Origin of the sequence: Komagataeibacter medellinensis NBRC 3288, from assembly GCF_000182745.2 — a bacterium.
Lineage (GTDB): Bacteria > Pseudomonadota > Alphaproteobacteria > Acetobacterales > Acetobacteraceae > Komagataeibacter > Komagataeibacter medellinensis.
The window spans coordinates 1,890,001-1,910,158 of the sequence record NC_016027.1; the positions used below are offsets into that span (position 1 = coordinate 1,890,001).

Annotated in this window: 22 protein-coding genes and 1 tRNA gene (1 of these 23 cut by a window edge); 10 read left to right on the plus strand and 13 right to left on the minus strand. The window is 62.2% G+C overall.

Translation table 11 applies throughout. The features are described 5' to 3' along the window. The 7 genes from clpB to miaA form a co-directional block, all read right to left on the minus strand. Positions 1-629, minus strand: partial view of an ATP-dependent chaperone ClpB gene (gene clpB, locus GLX_RS08825; RefSeq protein WP_014105627.1) — the 5' portion only. It extends 1,975 nt beyond the left edge of the window; 629 of the gene's 2,604 nt are visible here — the first part of the coding sequence; its start codon is at positions 627-629; its stop codon lies beyond the left edge, outside the window. Between the two features lie 436 nt (positions 630-1,065). Continuing rightward, on the minus strand, positions 1,066-2,130 hold the full coding sequence (locus GLX_RS08830; protein WP_041247309.1) for an aldo/keto reductase: 1,065 nt from the start codon (positions 2,128-2,130) through the stop codon (positions 1,066-1,068). Positions 2,131-2,314: 184 nt separating this feature from the next. Then, positions 2,315-3,007, minus strand: coding sequence for a fumarylacetoacetate hydrolase family protein (locus GLX_RS08835; protein ID WP_014105629.1), 693 nt, complete (start codon positions 3,005-3,007; stop codon positions 2,315-2,317). 217 nt (positions 3,008-3,224) lie between these two features. Beyond that, positions 3,225-4,244, minus strand: coding sequence for a ketol-acid reductoisomerase (ilvC, locus tag GLX_RS08840; protein WP_014105630.1), 1,020 nt, complete (start codon positions 4,242-4,244; stop codon positions 3,225-3,227). 51 nt (positions 4,245-4,295) lie between these two features. Continuing rightward, positions 4,296-4,811, minus strand: a complete 516-nt coding sequence (gene ilvN, locus GLX_RS08845) for an acetolactate synthase small subunit (RefSeq protein WP_041247310.1) — start codon at positions 4,809-4,811, stop codon at positions 4,296-4,298. Positions 4,812-4,913: 102 nt separating this feature from the next. Continuing rightward, the gene (ilvB, locus tag GLX_RS08850) at positions 4,914-6,737 is read right to left on the minus strand and encodes a biosynthetic-type acetolactate synthase large subunit (protein WP_041247311.1); all 1,824 of its coding nucleotides are present in this window, start codon (positions 6,735-6,737) and stop codon (positions 4,914-4,916) included. A gap of 69 nt (positions 6,738-6,806) precedes the next feature. Next, positions 6,807-7,841: a tRNA (adenosine(37)-N6)-dimethylallyltransferase MiaA gene (miaA, locus tag GLX_RS08855; RefSeq protein WP_014105633.1), complete on the minus strand. Its 1,035-nt coding sequence runs from the start codon at positions 7,839-7,841 to the stop codon at positions 6,807-6,809. On the opposite strand from miaA, the gene serB reads away from it, so the two are divergent. Next, positions 7,840-8,748: a phosphoserine phosphatase SerB gene (gene serB, locus GLX_RS08860; protein WP_014105634.1), complete on the plus strand. Its 909-nt coding sequence runs from the start codon at positions 7,840-7,842 to the stop codon at positions 8,746-8,748. The genes miaA and serB overlap by 2 nt on opposite strands. Here the strand turns inward: serB and GLX_RS08865 are convergent. Next, positions 8,738-9,706, minus strand: coding sequence for a cation diffusion facilitator family transporter (locus GLX_RS08865; protein WP_014105635.1), 969 nt, complete (start codon positions 9,704-9,706; stop codon positions 8,738-8,740). The two genes, serB and GLX_RS08865, sit on opposite strands and share 11 nt — an antisense overlap. 141 nt (positions 9,707-9,847) lie before the next feature. On the opposite strand from GLX_RS08865, the gene GLX_RS08870 reads away from it, so the two are divergent. Both GLX_RS08870 and GLX_RS08875 read left to right on the plus strand, forming a co-directional pair. Then, entirely contained in the window at positions 9,848-10,699 is an 852-nt protein-coding gene (locus tag GLX_RS08870) for a carbon-nitrogen hydrolase family protein (protein ID WP_014105636.1), read from the plus strand. Further along, the gene (locus GLX_RS08875; RefSeq protein ID WP_014105637.1) at positions 10,696-11,499 is read left to right on the plus strand and encodes an NAD kinase; all 804 of its coding nucleotides are present in this window, start codon (positions 10,696-10,698) and stop codon (positions 11,497-11,499) included. The genes GLX_RS08870 and GLX_RS08875 overlap by 4 nt, the downstream gene beginning before the upstream one ends. Before the next feature lie 109 nt (positions 11,500-11,608). Here the strand turns inward: GLX_RS08875 and GLX_RS08880 are convergent, their stop codons facing one another. Genes GLX_RS08880 through GLX_RS08900 form a run of 5 tightly spaced genes read right to left on the minus strand, consistent with a single transcriptional unit; the run spans position 11,609 to position 15,509 of the window. Then, entirely contained in the window at positions 11,609-12,328 is a 720-nt protein-coding gene (locus GLX_RS08880; protein ID WP_014105638.1) for a M48 family metallopeptidase, read from the minus strand. Next, the gene (locus GLX_RS08885; protein ID WP_014105639.1) at positions 12,328-12,816 is read right to left on the minus strand and encodes a YcgN family cysteine cluster protein; all 489 of its coding nucleotides are present in this window, start codon (positions 12,814-12,816) and stop codon (positions 12,328-12,330) included. Before GLX_RS08885 ends, GLX_RS08880 begins: the two co-directional genes overlap by 1 nt. 37 nt (positions 12,817-12,853) lie before the next feature. Further along, the gene (locus tag GLX_RS08890; protein ID WP_014105640.1) at positions 12,854-13,318 is read right to left on the minus strand and encodes a hypothetical protein; all 465 of its coding nucleotides are present in this window, start codon (positions 13,316-13,318) and stop codon (positions 12,854-12,856) included. Then, on the minus strand, positions 13,318-14,349 hold the full coding sequence (locus tag GLX_RS08895) for an extracellular solute-binding protein (protein ID WP_041247763.1): 1,032 nt from the start codon (positions 14,347-14,349) through the stop codon (positions 13,318-13,320). The genes GLX_RS08890 and GLX_RS08895 overlap by 1 nt, the downstream gene beginning before the upstream one ends. Positions 14,350-14,396: 47 nt before the next feature. Continuing rightward, entirely contained in the window at positions 14,397-15,509 is a 1,113-nt protein-coding gene (locus GLX_RS08900; RefSeq protein ID WP_014105642.1) for an ABC transporter ATP-binding protein, read from the minus strand. A 98-nt stretch (positions 15,510-15,607) separates the two neighbouring features. Here GLX_RS08900 and GLX_RS08905 point away from each other — a divergent pair, with 98 nt between their 5' ends. The 7 genes from GLX_RS08905 to GLX_RS08940 all read left to right on the plus strand — a co-directional run bounded on the left by GLX_RS08905 (position 15,608) and on the right by GLX_RS08940 (position 20,116). Further along, positions 15,608-15,865, plus strand: a complete 258-nt coding sequence (locus tag GLX_RS08905) for a hypothetical protein (protein ID WP_014105643.1) — start codon at positions 15,608-15,610, stop codon at positions 15,863-15,865. A 40-nt stretch (positions 15,866-15,905) separates the two neighbouring features. After that, the gene (locus tag GLX_RS08910; protein WP_014105644.1) at positions 15,906-16,331 is read left to right on the plus strand and encodes a hypothetical protein; all 426 of its coding nucleotides are present in this window, start codon (positions 15,906-15,908) and stop codon (positions 16,329-16,331) included. A 183-nt stretch (positions 16,332-16,514) separates the two neighbouring features. Next, positions 16,515-16,994, plus strand: coding sequence for a MarR family winged helix-turn-helix transcriptional regulator (locus GLX_RS08915; RefSeq protein WP_041247313.1), 480 nt, complete (start codon positions 16,515-16,517; stop codon positions 16,992-16,994). Between the two features lie 220 nt (positions 16,995-17,214). Continuing rightward, entirely contained in the window at positions 17,215-17,409 is a 195-nt protein-coding gene (locus GLX_RS08925) for a DUF1656 domain-containing protein (RefSeq protein WP_010510087.1), read from the plus strand. 27 nt (positions 17,410-17,436) lie between these two features. Further along, complete coding sequence (locus tag GLX_RS08930; protein WP_014105647.1) at positions 17,437-18,348, plus strand: HlyD family efflux transporter periplasmic adaptor subunit; 912 nt, start codon at positions 17,437-17,439, stop codon at positions 18,346-18,348. Between the two features lie 15 nt (positions 18,349-18,363). Further along, a complete protein-coding gene (locus tag GLX_RS08935) occupies positions 18,364-19,881 on the plus strand; it encodes an efflux transporter outer membrane subunit (RefSeq protein ID WP_014105648.1) in 1,518 nt (505 codons plus the stop codon). Between the two features lie 147 nt (positions 19,882-20,028). After that, positions 20,029-20,116, plus strand: a tRNA-Leu gene (locus GLX_RS08940). Positions 20,117-20,158 lie beyond the last annotated feature (42 nt).

Consider the following 20,158-nt stretch of genomic DNA (forward strand, 5'->3'; position numbering starts at 1 on the left):
CCCGGCTCACCAATCAGAACGGGGTTATTCTTGCTGCGGCGCGCAAGGACCTGAATGGCGCGGCGGATTTCCTCGTCACGGCCGATCACGGGGTCCAGCTTGCCCTGAAGGGCAACTTCCGTCACGTCACGCGCGTATTTTTTCAACGCGTCAAAATTGGCTTCGGCGTTTTCGCTATCCACGGTACGTCCCTTGCGGATGGTGGCAATGGCTTTTTCCAGCGCCTGCGGTGTCGCACCGCCCGCACGCAGAGCCTGCCCAGCAGGTGTTTCGGACGCGGCGATGGCGGCCAGCAGGCGATCCTGCGCCACATATTCATCACCTGCTTTCTGAGCTGCCTGCTCGGCCCCGTCCAACACGCGCACCAGTTCACTTGTAGCGGTGGGCTGTCCGGCACCGCTGCCCTGCACCTTTGGCAGCTTGGCAAGGGCGGCCTCGTTTGCCGCCGTAATGGCAGGCACCTGCCCGCCTGCTGCGCGAATAAGGGAAGATGCAGCCCCCTGCTCATCATCCAGCAGAGCCTTGAGCAGATGCTCCGGCGTCAACTGCTGATTGTAATCGCGCATGGCAATGGTCTGTGCAGCCTGCAAAAAACCGCGCGACCGTTCTGTAAACTTCTCGATATTCATATGCTTTCCCGTCCCTCTTGATCAGGCGACAAAATAGGTTCCGCCCTGCGCCGTCCCTCAACAGGCAACGGCATGGCGCTGGATTCCAGATGGGTTCAACTGGATGTTATTACAAGATATCGGAAGCGAATTCCTTCCCCTGTATCCTGTCGCGCGCATGAGGTCATGGGCGATGCGGAACAGGGAATAACTGATCATTGGGAGGCGGTTTCCAACCTTGACCCAGATCAACCTTGCTGTGCCTTCTTGGCGCAACGGCCATTCGTCCAGCGGTATGCAATCCTCACCAAGGGAAAGCAGCCCGACGGGAAACGGCTTTCAGGCAAACCTCTGATAGAAATGATGGACGTTTTTGGGTGCCGCCTTTTTTCAAAAAGGCGGCGTTCTCTGAAGCTTTTTTGGAAAAAAGCCTCACCCAAAACTTCCTTCCGCTGTTTTATTGCTTCTTCTTTGCCAACGTCGGTCCAAGCAGCAGCAGGTCGGCTGCGGAAAGACGATCCGACGCCGTACTCGCCTGATGCCAGAAGGGATAAAGGATCGGCGGGGCGCTGGCTTCATCAAGGCGACTGATTTCTTCCACCGTCAGACTCAGGTCAATGGCCTTGAGGTTATCGACCAGTTGCGCCTCGGTCCGGGCACCGATCAGGACGGATGTCACGGCCGGCCGCTGCGCCACCCAGGCCAGCGCCACCTGCGCTGCGGAGATGCCACGGCTTTCGGCAATGCTGACCAGCACGTCTACCACGTCATACAGTTTTTCGATGTCATAGACCGGGGGTTCGCCCCATTTTTCGATCTGGCGCGTACCTTCGGGCTGTGGCTTGCCACGGCGGTACTTGCCAGACAGCAGGCCGCCCGCCAGCGGGCTCCAGACCTGCACACCAATGCCCTGGTCCACGGCAACGGGCAGAAGTTCATATTCCGCCTCACGCCCCTGCAGGGAATAGTATATCTGCTGTGACACAGGTGCGATCAGGCGGTTACGCTCCGCCGTGGCGAGGGCCTTCATGATATGCCAGGCCGAAAAGTTGGAAACCCCGGCATAACGGATCTTGCCCGCGCGCGTCAGGGTATCCAGCGCCTCCAGCGTTTCATCCAGAGGGGTCTGGCCATCCCATTCATGCAGGTAATACAGGTCGATATGGTCACGACCCAGACGCTTGAGGCTAGCCTCGCACGCACTGACAAGATGATAGCGTGACAGACCGGCATCATTGGCGCCCGGCCCCATGTTAAAACGCGCTTTGGTAGTCACCATCACATCGGCGCTGCGGCCCTTGAGGGCAGCACCGAGAATTTCCTCCGATACACCGGTCGAATAGATATCCGCCGTATCGAACATGTTGATCCCGGCATCAATGCACAGATCGATCTGACGGCTGGCCCCGGCAAGATCGGTGTTGCCTGTCTTGGCAAAATTGCCCTTGCCGCCAAATGTCATGGTGCCAAGGGTAAAGGCTGAAATCCGCAGGCCGGAACGGCCAAGCTGACGGTACTGCATGTTTCTGATCCTTCTACCTGACAGGGCACAAAGCCCTGGCACCCCGCCACGCAGGCGCGATGGGGTGCAATAATGATGAATGCCGGAACGTCCATGCGGCAGGTCACGCATACGGGTACCGCAGCCTGACAGCCTGACGGACGGGGGGCCGACCAGATGCCCAGCCCCATCCATGAACCTGAACCTAGCCGGTATAGGTCACGTTCAGTTCGCCCACACCGGCGCAGTTGGCGTGCAGCACATCCCCACGCCTGACCGGCCCCACGCCAGCGGGCGTGCCGGTCATGATCAGGTCACCCGCACCAAGGGAAACGAAACGGCTGAGGCTGGAAATGATTTCCGCAACAGACCAGATCATATCCATCAGGTCACCTTTCTGCCTGGGCTCTCCATTCACGCTCAGCGTAATGGCCCCGCGTTCGGGATGCCCTATGGTTGCGACGGGCACGATGGATGAAATGGGGCAGGACTGGTCGAACCCCTTGGCCAGATCCCACGGGCGGCCCGCCTTCTTGGCTGCCGCTTGCAGGTCGCGGCGCGTCATGTCCAGGCCAACCGCATAACCGTACACATGGCCCAGCGCCTTTTCCACGGTAATGTCGTGGCCATCGCGGCCGATCGCAGCCACCAGTTCCACTTCATGATGCAGGTCGGACGTGCCGACCGGAAATGGTAGCAGCCCGCCGCCGGGCACCACCGCATCACCCGGTTTGGAAAAGAAGAAGGGTTCGGAACGCTCGGGGTTGCTGCCCATCTCGCGGGCATGGGCGGCATAATTCTGCCCCACGCACCAGATCCGCCGAACGGGAAAGACACCCCTACTCCCCTCCACTGGCACAACGGGCGGGCTGCAGGGGGGAATCACGTAATCCGTCACGGTACGGTGCTCCTTCAGGTTCTTTCCGGTCGCGCATGGTGGCACCCGTTCCCCATGCCTGTCACGGCAAATACGGACGACAATGCGGCTGGCGGATATAAAAAAAACGCCAACCGGAACATTTCCGGCTGGCGCATGCAGGCTGGGGGGTAACGACTCACCACCCAAAAAGGCGGCACCCAAAAAATTTTATTCTTTTTTTATTAACGGGAAATTTTTAGTTACGCGACTTGTCGACCAGCTTGTTCTTGCCAATCCACGACATCATGCCGCGCAGCTTCTCGCCAACCTTCTCGATCTGATGTTCGTTGTTGTGCGCACGGGTGGCCTTGAAGCCGATATTACCGGACTGGTTTTCCAGGATGAAGTTGCGCACGAAGGTGCCGTCCTGAATGTCGGTCAGGATCTTCTTCATCTCGGCCTTGGTTTCCGGCGTGATTACACGCGGGCCGGACACGTATTCACCATACTCCGCCGTGTTGGAGATGGAATAGTTCATGTTCGCAATGCCGCCTTCGTAGATCAGGTCCACGATCAGCTTCATTTCGTGCAGGCACTCGAAATAGGCCATTTCCGGCGCATAGCCTGCTTCGACCAGCGTCTCGAAACCTGCACGGATCAGTTCGACCAGGCCACCGCACAGCACGGCCTGCTCACCAAACAGATCGGTTTCAACTTCTTCCTTGAAGGTCGTCTCGATGATGCCTGCACGACCACCGCCGTTGGCGGAAGCATAGGACAGCGCGATTTCCAGCGCATTGCCAGACGCATTCTGCGCCACGGCAACCAGGGACGGCACGCCGCCACCCTTCTGGTATTCGGAACGCACCGTATGGCCCGGCCCCTTGGGCGCGATCAGGAACACATCAAGATCAGGGCGCGCTTCAATGATGCGGAAATGGATCGCCAGACCATGAGCGAAGGCAAGGGCTGCGCCCTGCTTGAGGTTCTTTTCCAGCGATTCCTTGTACAGCGCGCCCTGGCCTTCATCAGGCGTCAGCACCATCACCACATCCGCCCATTTGGCAGCGTCGGCAGGGGTCATCACCTTGAATCCGGCGGCTTCGGCCTTGGCGACGGCGGTGGATTCAGGACGCAGGCCGACCACAATGTCGGTCACGCCAGAGTCCTTGAGGTTGTTGGCATGGGCGTGGCCCTGACTGCCGTAACCGATGATGGCGACCTTCTTGCTCTTGATCAGGTTCACATCAGCATCGCGATCATAATAGACGCGCATGGTCCTACTCCTTATGGATGAAAAAAGAATTGATCGGTAAAAACGCGACCCTTACAGGATTGCCGCCCCCCGGGCGATGGCGGCAACACCCGTGCGCGACACCTCGGCGAGGCCAAGGGGACGCATGAGGTCGATAAAGGCATCGAGCTTGTCGGTCGCACCCGTCAGTTCAAAGACGAACGATGTGGCCGAGGCATCAACAGGATGGGCGCGGAAAGCCTGCGCAATGCGCAGGGCGTCAGCGCGGCGTTCGCCGCTGGCAATCACCTTGACCAGCGCCATTTCGCGCGCAACGTGGGGTTCTGCCGCCGTCATGACCGACACGCGGTAAACCGGCACCAGGCGTTCCACCTGCGCGCGGATCTGTTCCAGCACGCGCGGGGTCGCGGTGGTGACGATATTGATACGCGACTGGCGGCGGGTTTCATCAACCGGAGCCACGGTCAGGCTTTCAATATTATATCCACGGCCGGAAAACAGGCCGATGACACGCGCCAGCGCACCGCTTTCGTTTTCGACCTGAATGGAAATGACCGCAGAGACCGGGCTCTCCTGCTGCGTGGTCATGATGGCGTTTCCTGACTGCTGAAGATACTGGCATGCAGGCTGCATGCCAGCAAAAGGTACGAAAAACACCCGGCAGGAAAACCCACCGGGACTGACGGGCGATCAGACCAGCATGCGGCCTTCGGCGCTGATCTCGTCATCCTGATCGGGACCGAGCAGCATCTGGTTATGCGCTGCCCCCGACGGGATCATAGGGTAGCAGTTTTCATCCTGTGCAACACAGATGTCGGCCACGACCGGACCGGGATAGGCCAGCATTTCCGCAATCACGCCATCCAGTTCACCCACGCAGGTCGCCCGCAGGCCGCGCCCATGGAAGCTTTCCGCCAGTTTCACGAAATCCGGCAGCGCTGCGCTGTAGCTTTCGGAATAGCGCGATTCATGCAGCAGTTCCTGCCACTGGCGCACCATGCCCATATACTGGTTGTTCAGGATGAACACCTTAACCGGCAGACGGTACTGCGCGATCGTGGACAGTTCCTGAATGTTCATGAGCGTCGATGCCTCGCCCGCAATGTCAATCACCAGCGCATCGGGATGGGCCACCTGCGCGCCAACGGCGGCCGGCAGGCCATAACCCATGGTGCCAAGCCCGCCCGATGTCAGCCAGCGGTTGGGTTTGTCGAAGCCAAAATGCTGGGCGGCCCACATCTGGTGCTGCCCCACCTCGGTCGAGACATAGGTGTCGCGCCCTGTGGCGGTCGCCATCTCATGCAGGCGACGGATGGCGTATTGCGGGCGGATGATAGCCTCGGGCGCCATGTCCTGCGAAAAGCCGAGGCTGTCGAGCTTCCGCCATTCATTGATCTGGTGCCACCACTGCGCAACATCGATCGGCTGGCGGGTATTGGCGGGCGTGCAGTCCCACTCCTCCAGCATCATCTCGATCACACGCCGTGCATCACCCACGATACCCACATCAACCCGTACGATCTTGTTGATCTGGCTGGGATCGATATCCGCATGGATCTTGAACGAACCGGGCGAGAACGCATCCAGCCGCCCGGTCACCCGGTCGTCAAAGCGCGAGCCGAGTGCGATCAGCACATCACAGTCGTGGGTGGCCATGTTGGCTTCGTACGTACCGTGCATGCCCAGCATGCCCAGGAAGCGGCGGTCGCCCGCAGGCATCGCCCCCAGCCCCATGAGCGTGGACGTACAGGGAAATCCGGTCTTTTCCACCAGTCGGCGCAGCGCCATGGAGGCTTCCGGCCCGGCATTGATGATACCGCCACCAATATAGAACAGCGGACGGCGCGCGCCCTTCATGGCCGCCATCGCGCGGGCGATCACATCGCGGCCCGGCTCGGTCTGCGGCTGATAGGACGGATGTGGCGTGCGCGGTGGCGCCACGTAGGGCGCGGGCGCGACCATGAGGTTCTTGGGCAGGTCAACCAGCACCGGTCCGGGGCGGCCACTGCGTGCGATATGGAAGGCTTCGTGCACGCTGGGCGCAATCTCGTCCGCGCGGCGCACAAGGTAATTGTACTTGGTGACGGGGCGGGTGATGCCGGTCGTGTCGGCTTCCTGAAAGGCATCGGTGCCGATCAGCGGCACGCCGACCTGCCCGGAAAAACAGACCACCGGAATCGAGTCGAGCATGGCGTCGAGCAGTCCGGTCACCGTGTTGGTGGCACCGGGGCCGCTGGTCACCAGCACCACGCCCACCTTGCCGGTGGAGCGGGCATAGGCTTCCGCCGCATGCACAGCCGCCTGCTCGTGGCGGACCAGCACATGGCGAATCGCGTTCTGGCGGAACAATGCATCGTAAATGGGCAGCACCGCGCCACCGGGATAGCCGAAAATCACTTCGACCCCCTGCTCACCCAATACGCGCAGAAGAACCTCGGCCCCGCTCAGGACAACAGGCGTGTCCTTGCTGGTGGCATGAAGTTTCAGGTCGGTCTGGTGCGATGCTGCGTTCATGTTCCTGCTCCTTCGCCGTGGTGGCCGGAACAACCGGCCTGCCATGAGTGGCGAAATCCCGGGCCGGGTTTACGGAAACCCTTGGCCCACGTCAATGCGATTAATAACAAAAGAAATGATTTTATTGTCACATCTTTCCATTTGTTGCGTACCTGAGGGATTTTCATAACGCTTTTCATGCACATACGTGTCTGCGGGTGCCGCCAGTGCATGATGGGCGAACCATGTGGCCTGGCGCTTGGTGTACTGTCCGGTCAGCGTGATCGCCCGCGCGGTGGCATCAGCCAGGGTCATGTCGCCACGCAGCACGGCGGCCAGTTCGGGCACCCCGTGGGCGCGCATGGCAGGCAGGGTGGCAGGCAGGTTGTGTTCCAGCAGATGGGCGACCTCCGCCACGGCACCGCATTCCACCATGGCGTGAAAGCGCTGTGCTATGGCGGCGCGCAGGTCTGCCCGCGCCGGGTGAAGGCGCACGGCAATGAAGCGTGCATCCAGCGCAGGCAGCACCGCCTCGCGCCGCCACCATGCCAGACCATGGCCGGTAGCCAGATACACTTCCAGCGCGCGGGCAATACGCTGGCCATCGGTGGGGCGCAGGGTGGCGGCCGTCTGGGCATCGAGCGTATGGAGTTGCGCGTGCGCGCCCTGGGGGCCCAGAGCCTCCACCATGGCGCGCGCCTGTGCACGGATGGCATCGGGTGGTTGGGGAATATCAGCCAGCCCATCAGTCAACGCACGGAAATACATTCCCGTCCCGCCACAGAACACCGGCACGCGCCCTGCGTCCCACGCCGCCTGTGCGCACGCCATGGCCTGTTCGCGCCACCAGGCCACGCTACCGGTCTGGGCCGCAGGCAGCACGCCATACAGCGCATGCGGAACGCAGGCTTCATCGCGCGGGTCGGGGCGGGCGGTCAGGATACGCAGTTCGCGGTACACCTGCATCGAATCCGCATTGATGATGGTGCCACCCACCCGCTGCGCCAGCGCCAGCGCAAGTGCGGACTTGCCCGAACAGGTCGGACCCGCCACGATCAGCGCCACGCGCCCCTGCCCCACAGGCGGATGCGTGTGTGTCCCACCCCTGTTATACCCGGACCCCATGGCTGATTCCTCTTCCCTTACCCATACCCTTGTACTGGTGGCCGCGCGTGATGCCACATCCCTTACCCCGGTTGATATCCAGGCCGCACGCGACCTGGTGCGGGGAGCCGCCCCCAGCACCCTTTCGGTAGGGGAAGCCGTCGAGATCGCCTGCCCGGCACCCGAAACATGGGAACAAGCGGGCATAGGGTCCGTACGCACCGCTTTTGCAAACCGGGGGCTGGATGTGCTGGTAACCCCCACCCATAACCGCCGCAAGCGCCTGCTGGTAGCAGACATGGACAGCACCATCGTCAACTGCGAAACGCTGGATGACATCGCGACGCATGCGGGCATTGGCGAGAAGATTGCCGACATCACGCGCCGGTCCATGAACGGGGAGATCGAATTCGAATCCGCCCTGCATGAACGCGTGGCCCTGCTGGCGGGTCTGCCGGTCAGTCTGCTGGAACGGGCGTGGAAAGATGTCAGGCTGAATGCCGGCGCACTGGAACTTGTGCGCACCATGCGGGCCAACGGCGCGCGCACGGCACTGGTCTCGGGCGGGTTCACGTTCTTTACCAGCAAGGTGGCCACCCTGTGCGGCTTTGATGAAAACCACGCCAACACCCTACTCACCCAGGGCGAGACGTTAACGGGCAAGGTGAGCGAACCCATTTTAGGCCCGGACGCCAAGCTGGCCCACCTGTGGCGGCTGGTAAAGGAAAGCAGGCTGGACATGGATGACGCCATGGCCACGGGCGATGGCGCAAATGACCTGGCGATGCTACGGGTGGCGGGGGCAGGCATTGCCTTCCATGCCAAGCCTGCGGTACGGCGCGAGATTGAAAATCAGGTCAATAACACCACGCTGCGCACCCTGCTGTTCGCCCAGGGCTACCGGGCGGACGAATTCGTCACGGCGTAGGCACCCCCTCCGTGGCAGCCGTGATGGTGGCACTGGTGGGCTGGGCATGGCTGTCCTGCGCTTCAATAAAAACACGGGTGACTTCGGGGTAAGCCTGTTTGATCTGCCGCTCCAGCGCGCTGACCACGATTTCCACCTGTCCTGCCGTCAGGTCATTACGGAAATCAAGGCTGATCACCACCAGCACATCACGTGGGCCGAAATGCATGGAGCGGATTTCGTTCAACCGCTCCACCCCCTGGGCCGCCAGCGCCATGCGCCGCAGGGCGGCCAACACTTCCGGGGCCACGCCCTCACCCGTCAGCAGTGACTGGGATTCGCGGGCGAGAAACGCCGCCGTGACCGCCAGGATGCAGGCAATCACGATGGAGGCCACGCCATCGAGAACCGGCATGTCCAGCATCTCGGACAGGATATTGCCCAGAAGGGCCACGGCCAGGCCGCCCAGCGCCGCCGTATCTTCAAACAATACAGTAAAGACGGTGGGGTCCTTGCTCATCTGCACGGCTTCCACCCAGCCACGCCGCCCCTTGCCCTCCTTGCGGAAGGCGCGCAGGGCCAGCAGCCAGACCGACCCCTCGAACACGATGCTGGCCACCAGCACGGCATAATTGACCAGCACATGCGAGACCGGCTGCGGATGGATGATGTGGATGATCCCCTCATACAGCGAGACACCCGCCCCCAGCCCGAAAATGAGCAGGGCCACGACAAAGGTCCAAAAATAAAGTTCCAGCCCGTAGCCAAACGGGTGCATGGCCGAAGCCGGGCGTATGGCGCGCCGCATGCCCACCAGCAGCAGCCCCTGGTTGCCGGTATCGATCAGGGAGTGGATGGCCTCGCTCAGCATCGAGGCGCTGCCGGTCAGGAAAGCCGCCCCAAATTTGGTGGCGGCCACCAGAAGGTTGCCTGCAAGGGCCGCGAAGATGACAGTTCGGGAAGAGGAAGAATGTGCCATTGTTTTTTCAATACGAGATCTGCCCGCATCCTATCCCCCACCCATGACTTTTAACAGGGCCGCACGCATTGGCGGTGCCTGTTGCGGGCGCGGGGGCGGCTGTCCTATGGTCTGGGGATTATCCATGGAGTACCTGTCCTGATGCGCACCACTGTCATCCAGATGGCGCCCGGCGCATCCGCGCCCGAAAACATGCACCATGCCCGCGCGCTGATTGCCGCCGCCACAGGTGCTGACAAGCCCGACCTTGTGGTCCTGCCCGAAATGTGGAGTTGCCTGGGCGGGACACGGGACATGAAATTCATGGCCGCCGAGTCCCTGCCAGCCCCCGATGGCACGGGGGAAGCCGGGCCGCTGTACCGCTTCCTGTCCGACACGGCACGCGCACACGGCATCATGCTCCATGGCGGTTCCATTGGCGAACGGCATGGGGACAGGCTGTTCAACACGACACTGGTATTCGATGCCAGGGGCCGTGAGATTGCGCGCTACCGCAAGATTCACCTGTTCGACATCACCACTCCCGGTGGCGAGGGCTACCGCGAAAGCGATACCTACGACCCCGGTTCGGACATCGTGACCGCCCCGCTTTCTCCCGATTTCACGGCGGGGCTGGCCATCTGCTACGATATCCGCTTTCCCGCCCTGTTCCACGCCCTGCGCGCCCGTGGCGCCAACGTGCTGCTAGTACCCGCAGCCTTTACGGTCGAAACCGGGCTTGCCCACTGGGAGACCCTGCTGCGCGCACGCGCGATCGAAACCCAATGCTGGATGGTCGCCTGCGGCACCACCGGTACCCATGTGGATGAAAGCGGCCAGAAACGCCGCACCTACGGCCATTCCATGATCATCGACCCGTGGGGCACCATCGTGGCCCAGGTATCGGACGGGCCGGGCTGGAGCACAGCGCGGCTTGATGCAGCAGTGGTGGAAACCATACGCGGACGCATGCCGGTCATGGCGCATCATCGCCTGTCCGTCCACACACCATGACTGAAATGTCGTATCCCGGCTGGACCGACGGGTACATCCCCGAAAGGCTGCATTTCTGCGCCGCCCCCAATGAAAGCGCCCAGATGTGGCTGGCGCGGCTGGTTGCGCAGTATGGGCAGTACCCCACCACCGAAGCCGATGCCATGGTCTGCCTGGGCGGCGACGGGTTCATGCTGGAAATGCTCCACACCACGCTGGAACGCACACTGCCGGTTTACGGCATAAACTGCGGCACGGTGGGGTTCCTGATGAACCCCGCCGTGCCCGACAACCTGCCCGAGCGGCTGGCGGCGACACAGGTGGCCATCCTGCACCCGCTGCGCATGGAAGCCACAACACGCGATGGCGCGTGTATCCATGCGCTGGCGCTCAATGACGTGTTCCTGTTCCGCCAGACCCGACAGGCGGCGAAAATCCGCATCAACGTTGATGAGCGCGTGCGCCTGCCCGAACTGATTTGCGACGGGGTGCTGATCTCCACCCCCGCAGGTTCCACAGCCTACAACCTGTCCGCCCATGGCCCAATCGTGCCGCTCTCGGCAAACCTGCTGCCACTAACCCCCATCAGTGCCTTCCGTCCGCGCCGGTGGCGGGGCGCGCTGCTGCCCTCCACGGCGCAGGTGCGCTTTGACATACTGGAAACCGACAAGCGCCCCGTCGCCGCCGTGGCCGACTTTACCGAGGTACGCGACGTGGTTTCCGTCAAGATTACCGAAGCACGCGAACTGCACACCACCGTGCTGTTCGACCCCGGGCAAAGCCTGTCCGAGCGGATCATTGCCGAGCAGTTCACCGCCTGAAGCAAAACGATCAAAAGTCTTTGGTGAATCTTTTTCCAAAAAGCTTTGAAAGACGCCGCCTTTTTGAAAAAAGGCGGCACCCAAAAACTTCTGTCCCTTTTATCTGTTTTCAGGCTGGCACTATCCGATGCAGACCGGCGCCATTGGCACGCAGCCACTTCTCGGCCTGGCGACGGTGGGGGGTCAACCGATCCACCAGCAGCCAGAAGTCAGGACCATGATTCATGTGGCGCAGATGCGCCAGTTCGTGGGCGATGATGTAGTGCTGGACCTCCTGCGGAGCCATGACCAGCCGCCAGCACAACATGATGGTGCCATCGGATGAACAGCTTCCCCACCGGCTTTTCGTATCGCGCAGCCTGACCTGCACGGGCCGCAAGTCGGCCTGTTCAGCCTGAAGGCGCAGGCGCGCGGGCAGGAGCACCTGTGCCTGCGCACGCAGGTAGGCCCCCACACGACGGGCAATAAAATCCTCCGCCCCACTGACATGGAGCCTGCCATCCTCCAGCCACACACCGCGCCGGGCCTCAGGCGCATGGCGAATCTCAAGGGCTATGCCATCAAGCAGCACCGTGCCGCCATGGCGCAGTTCAGTGGCAGGCGGCAGACGTGACAGGCCGGCTGCAACCCAGGCGGAATGCGCGCGCAGCAGCGCCAGACCATCCGCCTTGCGCGCGCCACGCGGCAGGGTGATGATGACATGACCACTGGCCGGGTCGATCCGCATGGAAATGCGCCGCGCCTGCCGCGATGGGCGCCAGCGCACCGTAACCGTGCCCGATGCAATGGGCACGACCTCCAGCATCCTGTCGCCCGCGCCGTCAGCCATCAGCGCGACCGGGGGCGGCTACGGCAGAATGCATTCCGTGGCGCTTCACCAGGCCAGTCGATCACGTGATCCTCCAGCATGCCGGCATGACGTTCGCTGATGACCCGGCCACTGACGGATATACCGGCCTCATGCACCGTCTCGGTCGTGCCGGACACCAGCGGGTGCCACCAAGGCAGCGGCTCCCCATCGCGCAGCAGCACGTAACCACAGGTGGGCGGAAGCCAGTCGATATCGGCCAGCTTGTCCGCCGTCAGCGTAATGCAGTCCTGCACCCGGCTCTGGCGGTGGGCGTAATCACTGCACTGGCAGGTTTCGGTATTGAGCAGACGGCAGGCGACATCGGTGAAGAGCACGTCATCAGTTTCATCCTCACGCAGCTTGTGCAGGCAGCACCGGCCGCAGCCATCACATACCGCCTCCCATTGCGGGCGGGTCATCTGGTCGAGGGGCGTCGTTTCCCAGAAGGGTCGGGTCTTGTCTGTCATGATCGTGGTCCTGACGTGTGCAATCCATCAATACAGTCTACGGCCATGCCGCCGCGGCCATGGCGCACAACATGACCATGGCGGCACAGCAGGCCACAACACCGGCCAGCGGCCCACCAAGCAGCGGCAGCCACAAAAGGCGCAACCGGGCCTGCGCATCCGCCCCCAGCCCGCTGGCCGTACGCGCCAGGGTGGGAGGCATGCGCTGCAGCACGCGCAAGAGCGGCCACATGGCGGCAGGGGTCATGAACACGCCCTGCATCATGCACACCGCAACCGATGCCCCGCGCATGATATCTGGCCACCAGAGCGCCAGCGCCAGCCCGGGCAGCATGCACGCCAGCATGCACCCGCGCAGCACAATACCCAGCCCCGACCGGGCACGACGGAGCATGGCATGCCCCCCCAGCACCACCAGGCAAGCCAGCCCCAGCCCCAGCGCCGCATACAGACCATCCACCGCCACCAGGCCGGGGGGCTGGCCGGTCAGGGCAGGCAGCATCAGCCAGCGCCCCGCAGCCATATGTCGAAACGGTGCGACAGAGTGGCATAATGAGCCTGCCAGAACTGCACGTCCATCGGCAGGACCCGGGCGGGATGACCCGCATCGGGGCGGGGCGTGGTGGCATAATGGGTGGTAAAATTGTCCCGCCTGTCAGGCTGCACGATAAAATGCAGCAGTTCGCGTGACTGACCCAGCCGGGCCGCCACCTGCCCGGCCACAACACCCCATGACAGACCATAGGACAAAGCCATGTCAGTACTGACACCGATGACGCGCCGACCCTGCGCGGGGGACATCATGACTGCATCACTGGGCGCGCTGCTCATGAGTACCTGACCATGGGCCAGAATACTGGCAGCCTGCTGGGGGGTAGACCACCATGTTATGTAAGGACGCAACTGGCTGAGCTTGCGAAAGGCGCGGTCCACGCCTGCATCGGTGGAAAGCTGGGCATAGACATCCCCTGGTGCCACACCATCGGCCATCAGCGCGATCTCCAGCGTGGTACGCGGGTCACGACGCAGGCCGCGCTTGCCGGGAAAGCGCACGACGTCCCAGAAATCCCCCCATTGTGGCGCCACCTGTCGCCATGTCGGATCCCATGCCACAACCACCTGCGTGGTCAGGCCCGGCACGCCACAGCCATCGGGATTGGTCGCACTGCCCGCCAGACGCACGAGCAGGCCGTCCATGCAGGCGGCACGGATGGTGCTGTCTTCGGTAAAGACCAGTGACCATGTATCCGCCGCTGCCGCGTGCAGGCCATGGCGGTCCAGTTCGGTCAGACTACCATCCCAGGCCCTGTGCGTGACCGACAGCCCCGATTCCTGCATAAAGGGCCGGAAGAAGACGGCATCCTGCACCGGTTCGAGATGTGACTCCGCACTGGCCACCACAAGGGCCGGTCTGTGCCGCACCCGAACGGCACCCTGGGCCGGTATGGCCTGCGCCACGGACAGCATGGCCATGGCGGCAACCAGGCAGAACAGGGCAAAACGGGCAGGGCTGCGGATTACGGGCTGGAACACGGACAGGAAACAGTCTTTCAAGCATTGGGCGGCACGATGGCCGGACGCTACCCCATTTCCCCCCGGAACGGAAAGGCAATTGCCTGCCCCGGCTGCCACGCCAGCACCGCAACCTGCCCTGGTGCCACACGTTGCAGAGCGGGGGTAGGCGGCCTGCGGGCCAGCAGTTCCTCCCCATTCGCCAGCCGGAACCGCAGCAGGACATGGTCACCCATCTGCCGCAGATCTGTCAGCGTTGCTTCCAGCAGGGGCGGGGCATCGGGATCATCGGTCACAGGCACAGCACGGGTGGGAAACAGGACCGCAATCCGGTCAGGACGGATGCACAGCGTGGCCAACTGGTCGGCCACCACACCGGGCGCAGCCATGGCTTCGACCAGCAGGCCACCGGGCAGGTGGGCACGGACCACGTCATCCTCCACACTGGCCACGCGCACCGTCAGGCTGTTGGCATGGCCAAAGCCGGTGGCCACGCGGTCACAGGCCGGGCGCTCGAACAGGTCCAGCGCCGTGCCCTGCTGCACGATTTCCGGGCCTGACATGTAGGCAATCGTATCACCCAGCAGCAGCGCATCCTCCCGCGCACGGGTAAGCAGCACCACGCACAGCCCCCGCGCGCGCACAAGCCGGCCGACAAGACGGCGCATGGCCGTGCGCGATGCGGGGGGCAGCGGGGTGAAGGGATCATCCAGCACCAGCACCGGCGGCTCGGACACCAGGGCGCGACCGATCATGACACGCAGCACCTGTTCTGGCCCGAGCCGGGCGGGACGCAGGTGTCCTACCCCGTCAAGCCCCAGAAGCGCCAGGATGGCGCCCACCCTTGCCGCCACCACCCGTGCATCCACCCCGCGTGCCCGCAGCCCGAAGGCAAGGTTGGCCTGGACCGTCATGTGTGTGAACAATGGGTCGCGCCACCCTACCGCTACACACAGGCGGCGGGGCGGTGGCAGGCCAGTCACGTCGTGGTCATCGATCACGACCTGCCCCGCATGCGCCGCCACATGGCCCGCCAGCATGTCCGCCAGCGTGGAAAGACAGGCTGCGTCGTCATTCACTACCGCCAGGCATGCTCCCGCTGCGGCGCGCAGCGAGAGCGCCGGCGCGCCGGGAACAGCCGTAAGCGCGTTGACAACCAGCCGAGAGGAGAAAGGAGACATGCGATAACAGAAACCTGACTGGGGGGATAACGCGTTATAAGCAATGGTTACCTCCTTACCAGAGGATTATCCGCACTTTACCCGCAAAGGATACGATCATGAGCAAGACCGACTCCATCAAGAATGTCACGCATGAAGACCTGCAGGCCCTGAAAACCCATGTCGAGAACCTGCTGCATACCCATGGCAAGCAGGCCCTGCACGACGTGGCCAGCAAGGCCGAAAAGCTGGCCGGGCAGGCCCGCGAAAGCCTGGAGGAGCATGCCCCCAAGAAAAACGGTTCACGCGCTCGTTCGCTGGTGGCTATCGCCATTTTCTCGGCAATCGGGTATTTCCTTGGCCGTGCAACGAAATAGGGCATTATAGCCTGCTGCAACCAGAGGATATGCGAGCATCATGAAAATAGGCGAACTCGGTAAAACCATCATCGAAGGGGAACTGACCCTACGCAAACTGATGGCGATCCGTCTGGGGCGTCAGGCCGCATTTCTGATTGTGGCAGCAGTCTTTGCCTTTTTTGCCGCCATTACCGGCCATGGGCTGCTGTGGGCGCTGTGTTACCAGACCTTCGGCTTCAGCGCCCTTGGCGCGGCGGCAACGGTTTTTGGTTTTGACGTGCTGATCGTGCTTATGGGGCTGGTCATGGGGCGGCGTTCGTACATGACACCGGAGGAAATCCGGGTACGATTCGCACGCGAACACGCCATGAATGAACTGCGCCAGAGCCTTGCGCTGTCAGCCGTCGCGGCCACGATGGCGGGTCCACTGACCCGCCATACCGGCCGCGCGGTATGGAACCTGTTCCGCGGCCGGGCTAGATAAGGCCACCGGCACAGCCCATGCCTGACTATCTGGCAATGATCCACCTCATTGCCAGATAGTATCCATGCTGAAATTGCATTGGCTCACATTGTCGTTTTCTGGAAACGTGCAGCTTGTGGATATACTAAGCACGCAAATGGTTTGCATGCTTATTACCTGTATGTCCCCCGCTGGCGGAACCCGATGCCCGATCTGGAGCGCAACAAGAAGGAACTGTCGTTTGGTCGTCGCCTTGCCCGGCTTGGAGCAGCTTGGCGCAGGCAGGTCGACCACGACCTGCGTGACTATGGCCTGACCGAGGCCACATGGCGACCCGTGCTGTATCTGGGCCTCCTGCCGCCCCCCGTGCGCCAGACCGACCTTGTACGCGCCCTGGAGATCGAGGCTCCGTCCGTTGCCCGTCTTCTCGATGTACTGGAACGCCGTGACCTGGTGTTCCGTTCCCCCGATCATACAGACAAACGCTCCAAGCTGGTCAGCCTGACCGAAAAAGGCGAACGGACCGCCCGCCAGGTCCGCCATGCGGTGGAAGCCGTATCCAGCCGCCTGCTGCAGGGTATCTCCACGCCTGAACTGCTGGCCTGCTATTCCGTATTCGAACGGATCGAGGCCAATCTGTGCAGCAGGCCCGTCCCCCCTGCAAACGCGGCACCCCAGCCATGAACGTGTGCGCCCCCACCTGCATGATGGCGCTGCCGCGCCCGGGCACCGGGTGCCAGGACTTTGCACCTGCAGGTGTGGCATCTTTGCAGTTTGGGGTCATTGCCGGTTTCTTCATGGCACATGGTCCGCTACAGATAGCACCGGACAGGTACCGCGTGCGCACCGGCCTGCCCGTGCCTGCTTCCCCTCCAACGGGACCGTTCGGAATGAGAACCGCCTGATGCTGAGCGAATTCAACCTATTCGGTGTCTTCATGGCACCGATTGTCGTCTATGCCGTGGCCGCGCTGCCTGTCACCATGCTGCTGCGCTCGCTGTTGTGGTGGTGCGGCATAATGAAGTGGTTCTGGCATCTCGCCCTGTTCGAGGTGGCGCTATACACTTGCGTCCTCTGCCTGATGATCCTGTACATCTGACTGTCCCAAAAAGGTTCGAGAATCCCCATGCCCCTCTTGCGCACCCTGATCCGTGTGGTCCTGACCCTGGCGGTCGTGACGATGGCCATCGTCATGGGCGTCACCTTATGGGACACCTACATGATTGCCCCCTGGACTCGTGATGGGCGTGTCCGTGTCTATGTGGTTGACGTGGCGCCGGAAGTCTCGGGCACGGTGGTGCAGTTGCCCGTGGTGGACAACCAGTTCGTGCATCGGGGGGACCCTTTGTTTGTGCTTGACCCCGTGCGCTTCCGTCTGGCGATCCGTGAGGCACAGGCCCGGCTGGATGGCGCGCTTGAAGACCTGAAGCTCAAGCAGAACGACGCACGCCGCCGCATGGGGCTGGGTGGCATCGTGTCGGCGGAAGAGCAGGAAGTCTTCAACTCGAACGTGGCAACCCAGATCGCATCGGTCGATGCGGCACGCGCGGCACTCGACCTTGCCAAGCTGAACCTGCAGCGCTCCATCCTGTATTCCCCGGTCAACGGCAACATCACCAACCTCAACCTGCGGGTGGGTGACTACGTGACCGAGGGCCATGCCCGCCTGGCGGTGATCGATTCCGATTCCTACTGGGTGAACGGCTACTTCGAGGAAACGAAGATGTGGGGCGTGCATGTAGGTGATGAGGCCCGCGTCAAGCTGATGGGCTACAAGGACATCCTGCCCGGCCATGTGGTCAGCATCGCGCGCGGTATCAATGACCAGAACGGCAAGCCCGACGGGCTGGGACTGCAGGATGTCAGCCCGATCTTTACATGGGTGCGGCTGGCGCAGCGTATCCCGGTCCGTATCCACCTTGACCATGTGCCCGACAGCGTAACCCTTGCGGCCGGCATGACCGCAACCATAAGCGTGGGCCCCCAGTCCCGTACCCAACGCGGCCGTCTGACGACATGGCTGCAAGACCACCTGTAAGGCGCGGGCACGATCATGAACATCAATTCAGTTACCCGCCGGACCGGCCTGTTGCTGACATCGGCCATTTTCCTGGCCGGTTGCACGGTGGGACCGCGCTACCAGCCCGACCGGATGAAACCCCCGGCCAAGTTTACCGAGGATGACCACGCCGCCACTCCAGAAGAGATTGAGGAGACCAACAAGGAACTCAAGCAATGGTGGCACCTGTTCAAGGACCCCGAACTCGACAAGCTTATCGACAAGGCTATTGCGGGTAACTACAATCTGCAGGTGGCGGGCCAGCGGATCATGGCCGAACGCGCTATCCGTGACGTGCAGGCCTCACAGTGGTATCCGCAGGTGGATGCTCAGGCGGCGGCGGGTGACGTGCGGTATTCGATCAATATCGATAACTGGCCCCTGCGTCCCGGCAACCCGGTCAATCATCCCGAAGCGTCCTATCTTGGCTACGGGTTCAGCGCGAGCTGGCAGATTGACGTGTTCGGCCGCATCCGCCGCAGCGTGGAAGCCCAGAACCGCGCGGTGGAAGAATCGATTGAGGACCGTCGCGCCGTGATGGTGATGATGCTGTCCGAACTGGCGGGCGACTACATGATGCTGCGCGACCAGCAACTGCGGCTAAACATTGCCAACAACAACATCCATGTGGCGCAGGATGCCTATGACCTGACCAACCGGCTGTACCTGGAAGGTGTGGGCAACACCATGCAGATCGCGCAGGCCAAGGCGGAACTGGATTCACAGACTGCGGCGCGCGAACCGCTGAAGACCCATATCTCCCAGATCACGCATGCGATTGACGTGCTGATGGGGCAGATGCCCGGCACGTCGGAACTGGAACTGAAGGTGGCCAAGCCCCTGCCGCCAGTGCCGGAATTCCCTTCCACCCTGCCCTCCATGGTCATTGCCAATCGGCCCGACATCCGCAAGGCCGAACGCACTTATGCCGAGGCAACGGCGCGCATTGGCGTGGCGGTGGCGCAGCTGTACCCGAACTTTACCATTCCGCTGAACTTCAACCCCAATGCATCGGCCATGTATCAGGTGTTCCAGATGGGGGGCATGAGCTGGCAGTTCCTGATGATGGCCTCCCTGCCGCTCATGCACGGGGGCAAATACACCTCACAGATCCGCATGGCGCAGGCAGCAGCCGAAGCCAGCCGCCTGGCCTATCGCCAGTCTGTCCTCAACGGCTTCAAGGAAGTCGAGGACGCGATGGCCGCCTGGCATGACGATGAGGAACACACCGAATTGCTGGCCAAGGCCGCTGAAGACAGTGCCCTAGCCAGCGAACGCGCGCGCAAGCTTTATGCGGCGGGTCTGGTCGGTTTCCTTGAAGTGCTGACCACCGAACGCACCACCCTGAACGCCCAGAATGCTGAGGCCATGGCCCGGTTGGAACGGCTGCAGGATGCCATCAACCTTTATACGGCACTGGGTGCGGGCTGGCAGGGCATTGCGCTGACCAATACGACCCTTCCCGTATCGCTTGAAAAACAGAACATGCTGGCCCGCGCTTTCCAGCAGTAATATCTCCCCAGTGACCGGGTGCCTCCCGATGGCGTCCGGTCCCGGTGGAACAGCCTGCCTGCACGGAAAATAGATGGGACGGACGACCAATAAAATCATGGCAGATGATTGTCCTATGCGCAGCATATGCTAAACAGGACACCATTGGCGAACTTGGCGGAATGGTAGACGCACGAGACTTAAAATCTTGCGCCCGCAACAGGGCGTGCGGGTTCGAGTCCCGCAGTTCGCACCACTCATAACATATTGATTTAATTGACTTTTATGGTCTTCCCAC

What these genes read in the sequence shown, in the direction of transcription:
- GLX_RS08830 (WP_041247309.1), bottom strand. Translation starts at nt 2,130, where the DNA reads ATGCAGTACCGTCAGCTTGGCCGTTCCGGCCTGCGGATTTCAGCCTTT.
- ilvC (WP_014105630.1), bottom strand. Translation starts at nt 4,244, where the DNA reads ATGCGCGTCTATTATGATCGCGATGCTGATGTGAACCTGATCAAGAGC.
- ilvN (WP_041247310.1), bottom strand. Translation starts at nt 4,811, where the DNA reads ATGACCACGCAGCAGGAGAGCCCGGTCTCTGCGGTCATTTCCATTCAG.
- ilvB (WP_041247311.1), bottom strand. Translation starts at nt 6,737, where the DNA reads ATGAACGCAGCATCGCACCAGACCGACCTGAAACTTCATGCCACCAGC.
- serB (WP_014105634.1), top strand. Translation starts at nt 7,840, where the DNA reads ATGGCTGATTCCTCTTCCCTTACCCATACCCTTGTACTGGTGGCCGCG.
- miaA (WP_014105633.1), bottom strand. Translation starts at nt 7,841, where the DNA reads ATGGGGTCCGGGTATAACAGGGGTGGGACACACACGCATCCGCCTGTG.
- GLX_RS08865 (WP_014105635.1), bottom strand. Translation starts at nt 9,706, where the DNA reads ATGGCACATTCTTCCTCTTCCCGAACTGTCATCTTCGCGGCCCTTGCA.
- GLX_RS08870 (WP_014105636.1), top strand. Translation starts at nt 9,848, where the DNA reads ATGCGCACCACTGTCATCCAGATGGCGCCCGGCGCATCCGCGCCCGAA.
- GLX_RS08875 (WP_014105637.1), top strand. Translation starts at nt 10,696, where the DNA reads ATGACTGAAATGTCGTATCCCGGCTGGACCGACGGGTACATCCCCGAA.
- GLX_RS08880 (WP_014105638.1), bottom strand. Translation starts at nt 12,328, where the DNA reads ATGGCTGACGGCGCGGGCGACAGGATGCTGGAGGTCGTGCCCATTGCA.
- GLX_RS08885 (WP_014105639.1), bottom strand. Translation starts at nt 12,816, where the DNA reads ATGACAGACAAGACCCGACCCTTCTGGGAAACGACGCCCCTCGACCAG.
- GLX_RS08890 (WP_014105640.1), bottom strand. Translation starts at nt 13,318, where the DNA reads ATGCTGCCTGCCCTGACCGGCCAGCCCCCCGGCCTGGTGGCGGTGGAT.
- GLX_RS08900 (WP_014105642.1), bottom strand. Translation starts at nt 15,509, where the DNA reads ATGTCTCCTTTCTCCTCTCGGCTGGTTGTCAACGCGCTTACGGCTGTT.
- GLX_RS08905 (WP_014105643.1), top strand. Translation starts at nt 15,608, where the DNA reads ATGAGCAAGACCGACTCCATCAAGAATGTCACGCATGAAGACCTGCAG.
- GLX_RS08910 (WP_014105644.1), top strand. Translation starts at nt 15,906, where the DNA reads ATGAAAATAGGCGAACTCGGTAAAACCATCATCGAAGGGGAACTGACC.
- GLX_RS08915 (WP_041247313.1), top strand. Translation starts at nt 16,515, where the DNA reads ATGCCCGATCTGGAGCGCAACAAGAAGGAACTGTCGTTTGGTCGTCGC.
- GLX_RS08925 (WP_010510087.1), top strand. Translation starts at nt 17,215, where the DNA reads ATGCTGAGCGAATTCAACCTATTCGGTGTCTTCATGGCACCGATTGTC.
- GLX_RS08930 (WP_014105647.1), top strand. Translation starts at nt 17,437, where the DNA reads ATGCCCCTCTTGCGCACCCTGATCCGTGTGGTCCTGACCCTGGCGGTC.
- GLX_RS08935 (WP_014105648.1), top strand. Translation starts at nt 18,364, where the DNA reads ATGAACATCAATTCAGTTACCCGCCGGACCGGCCTGTTGCTGACATCG.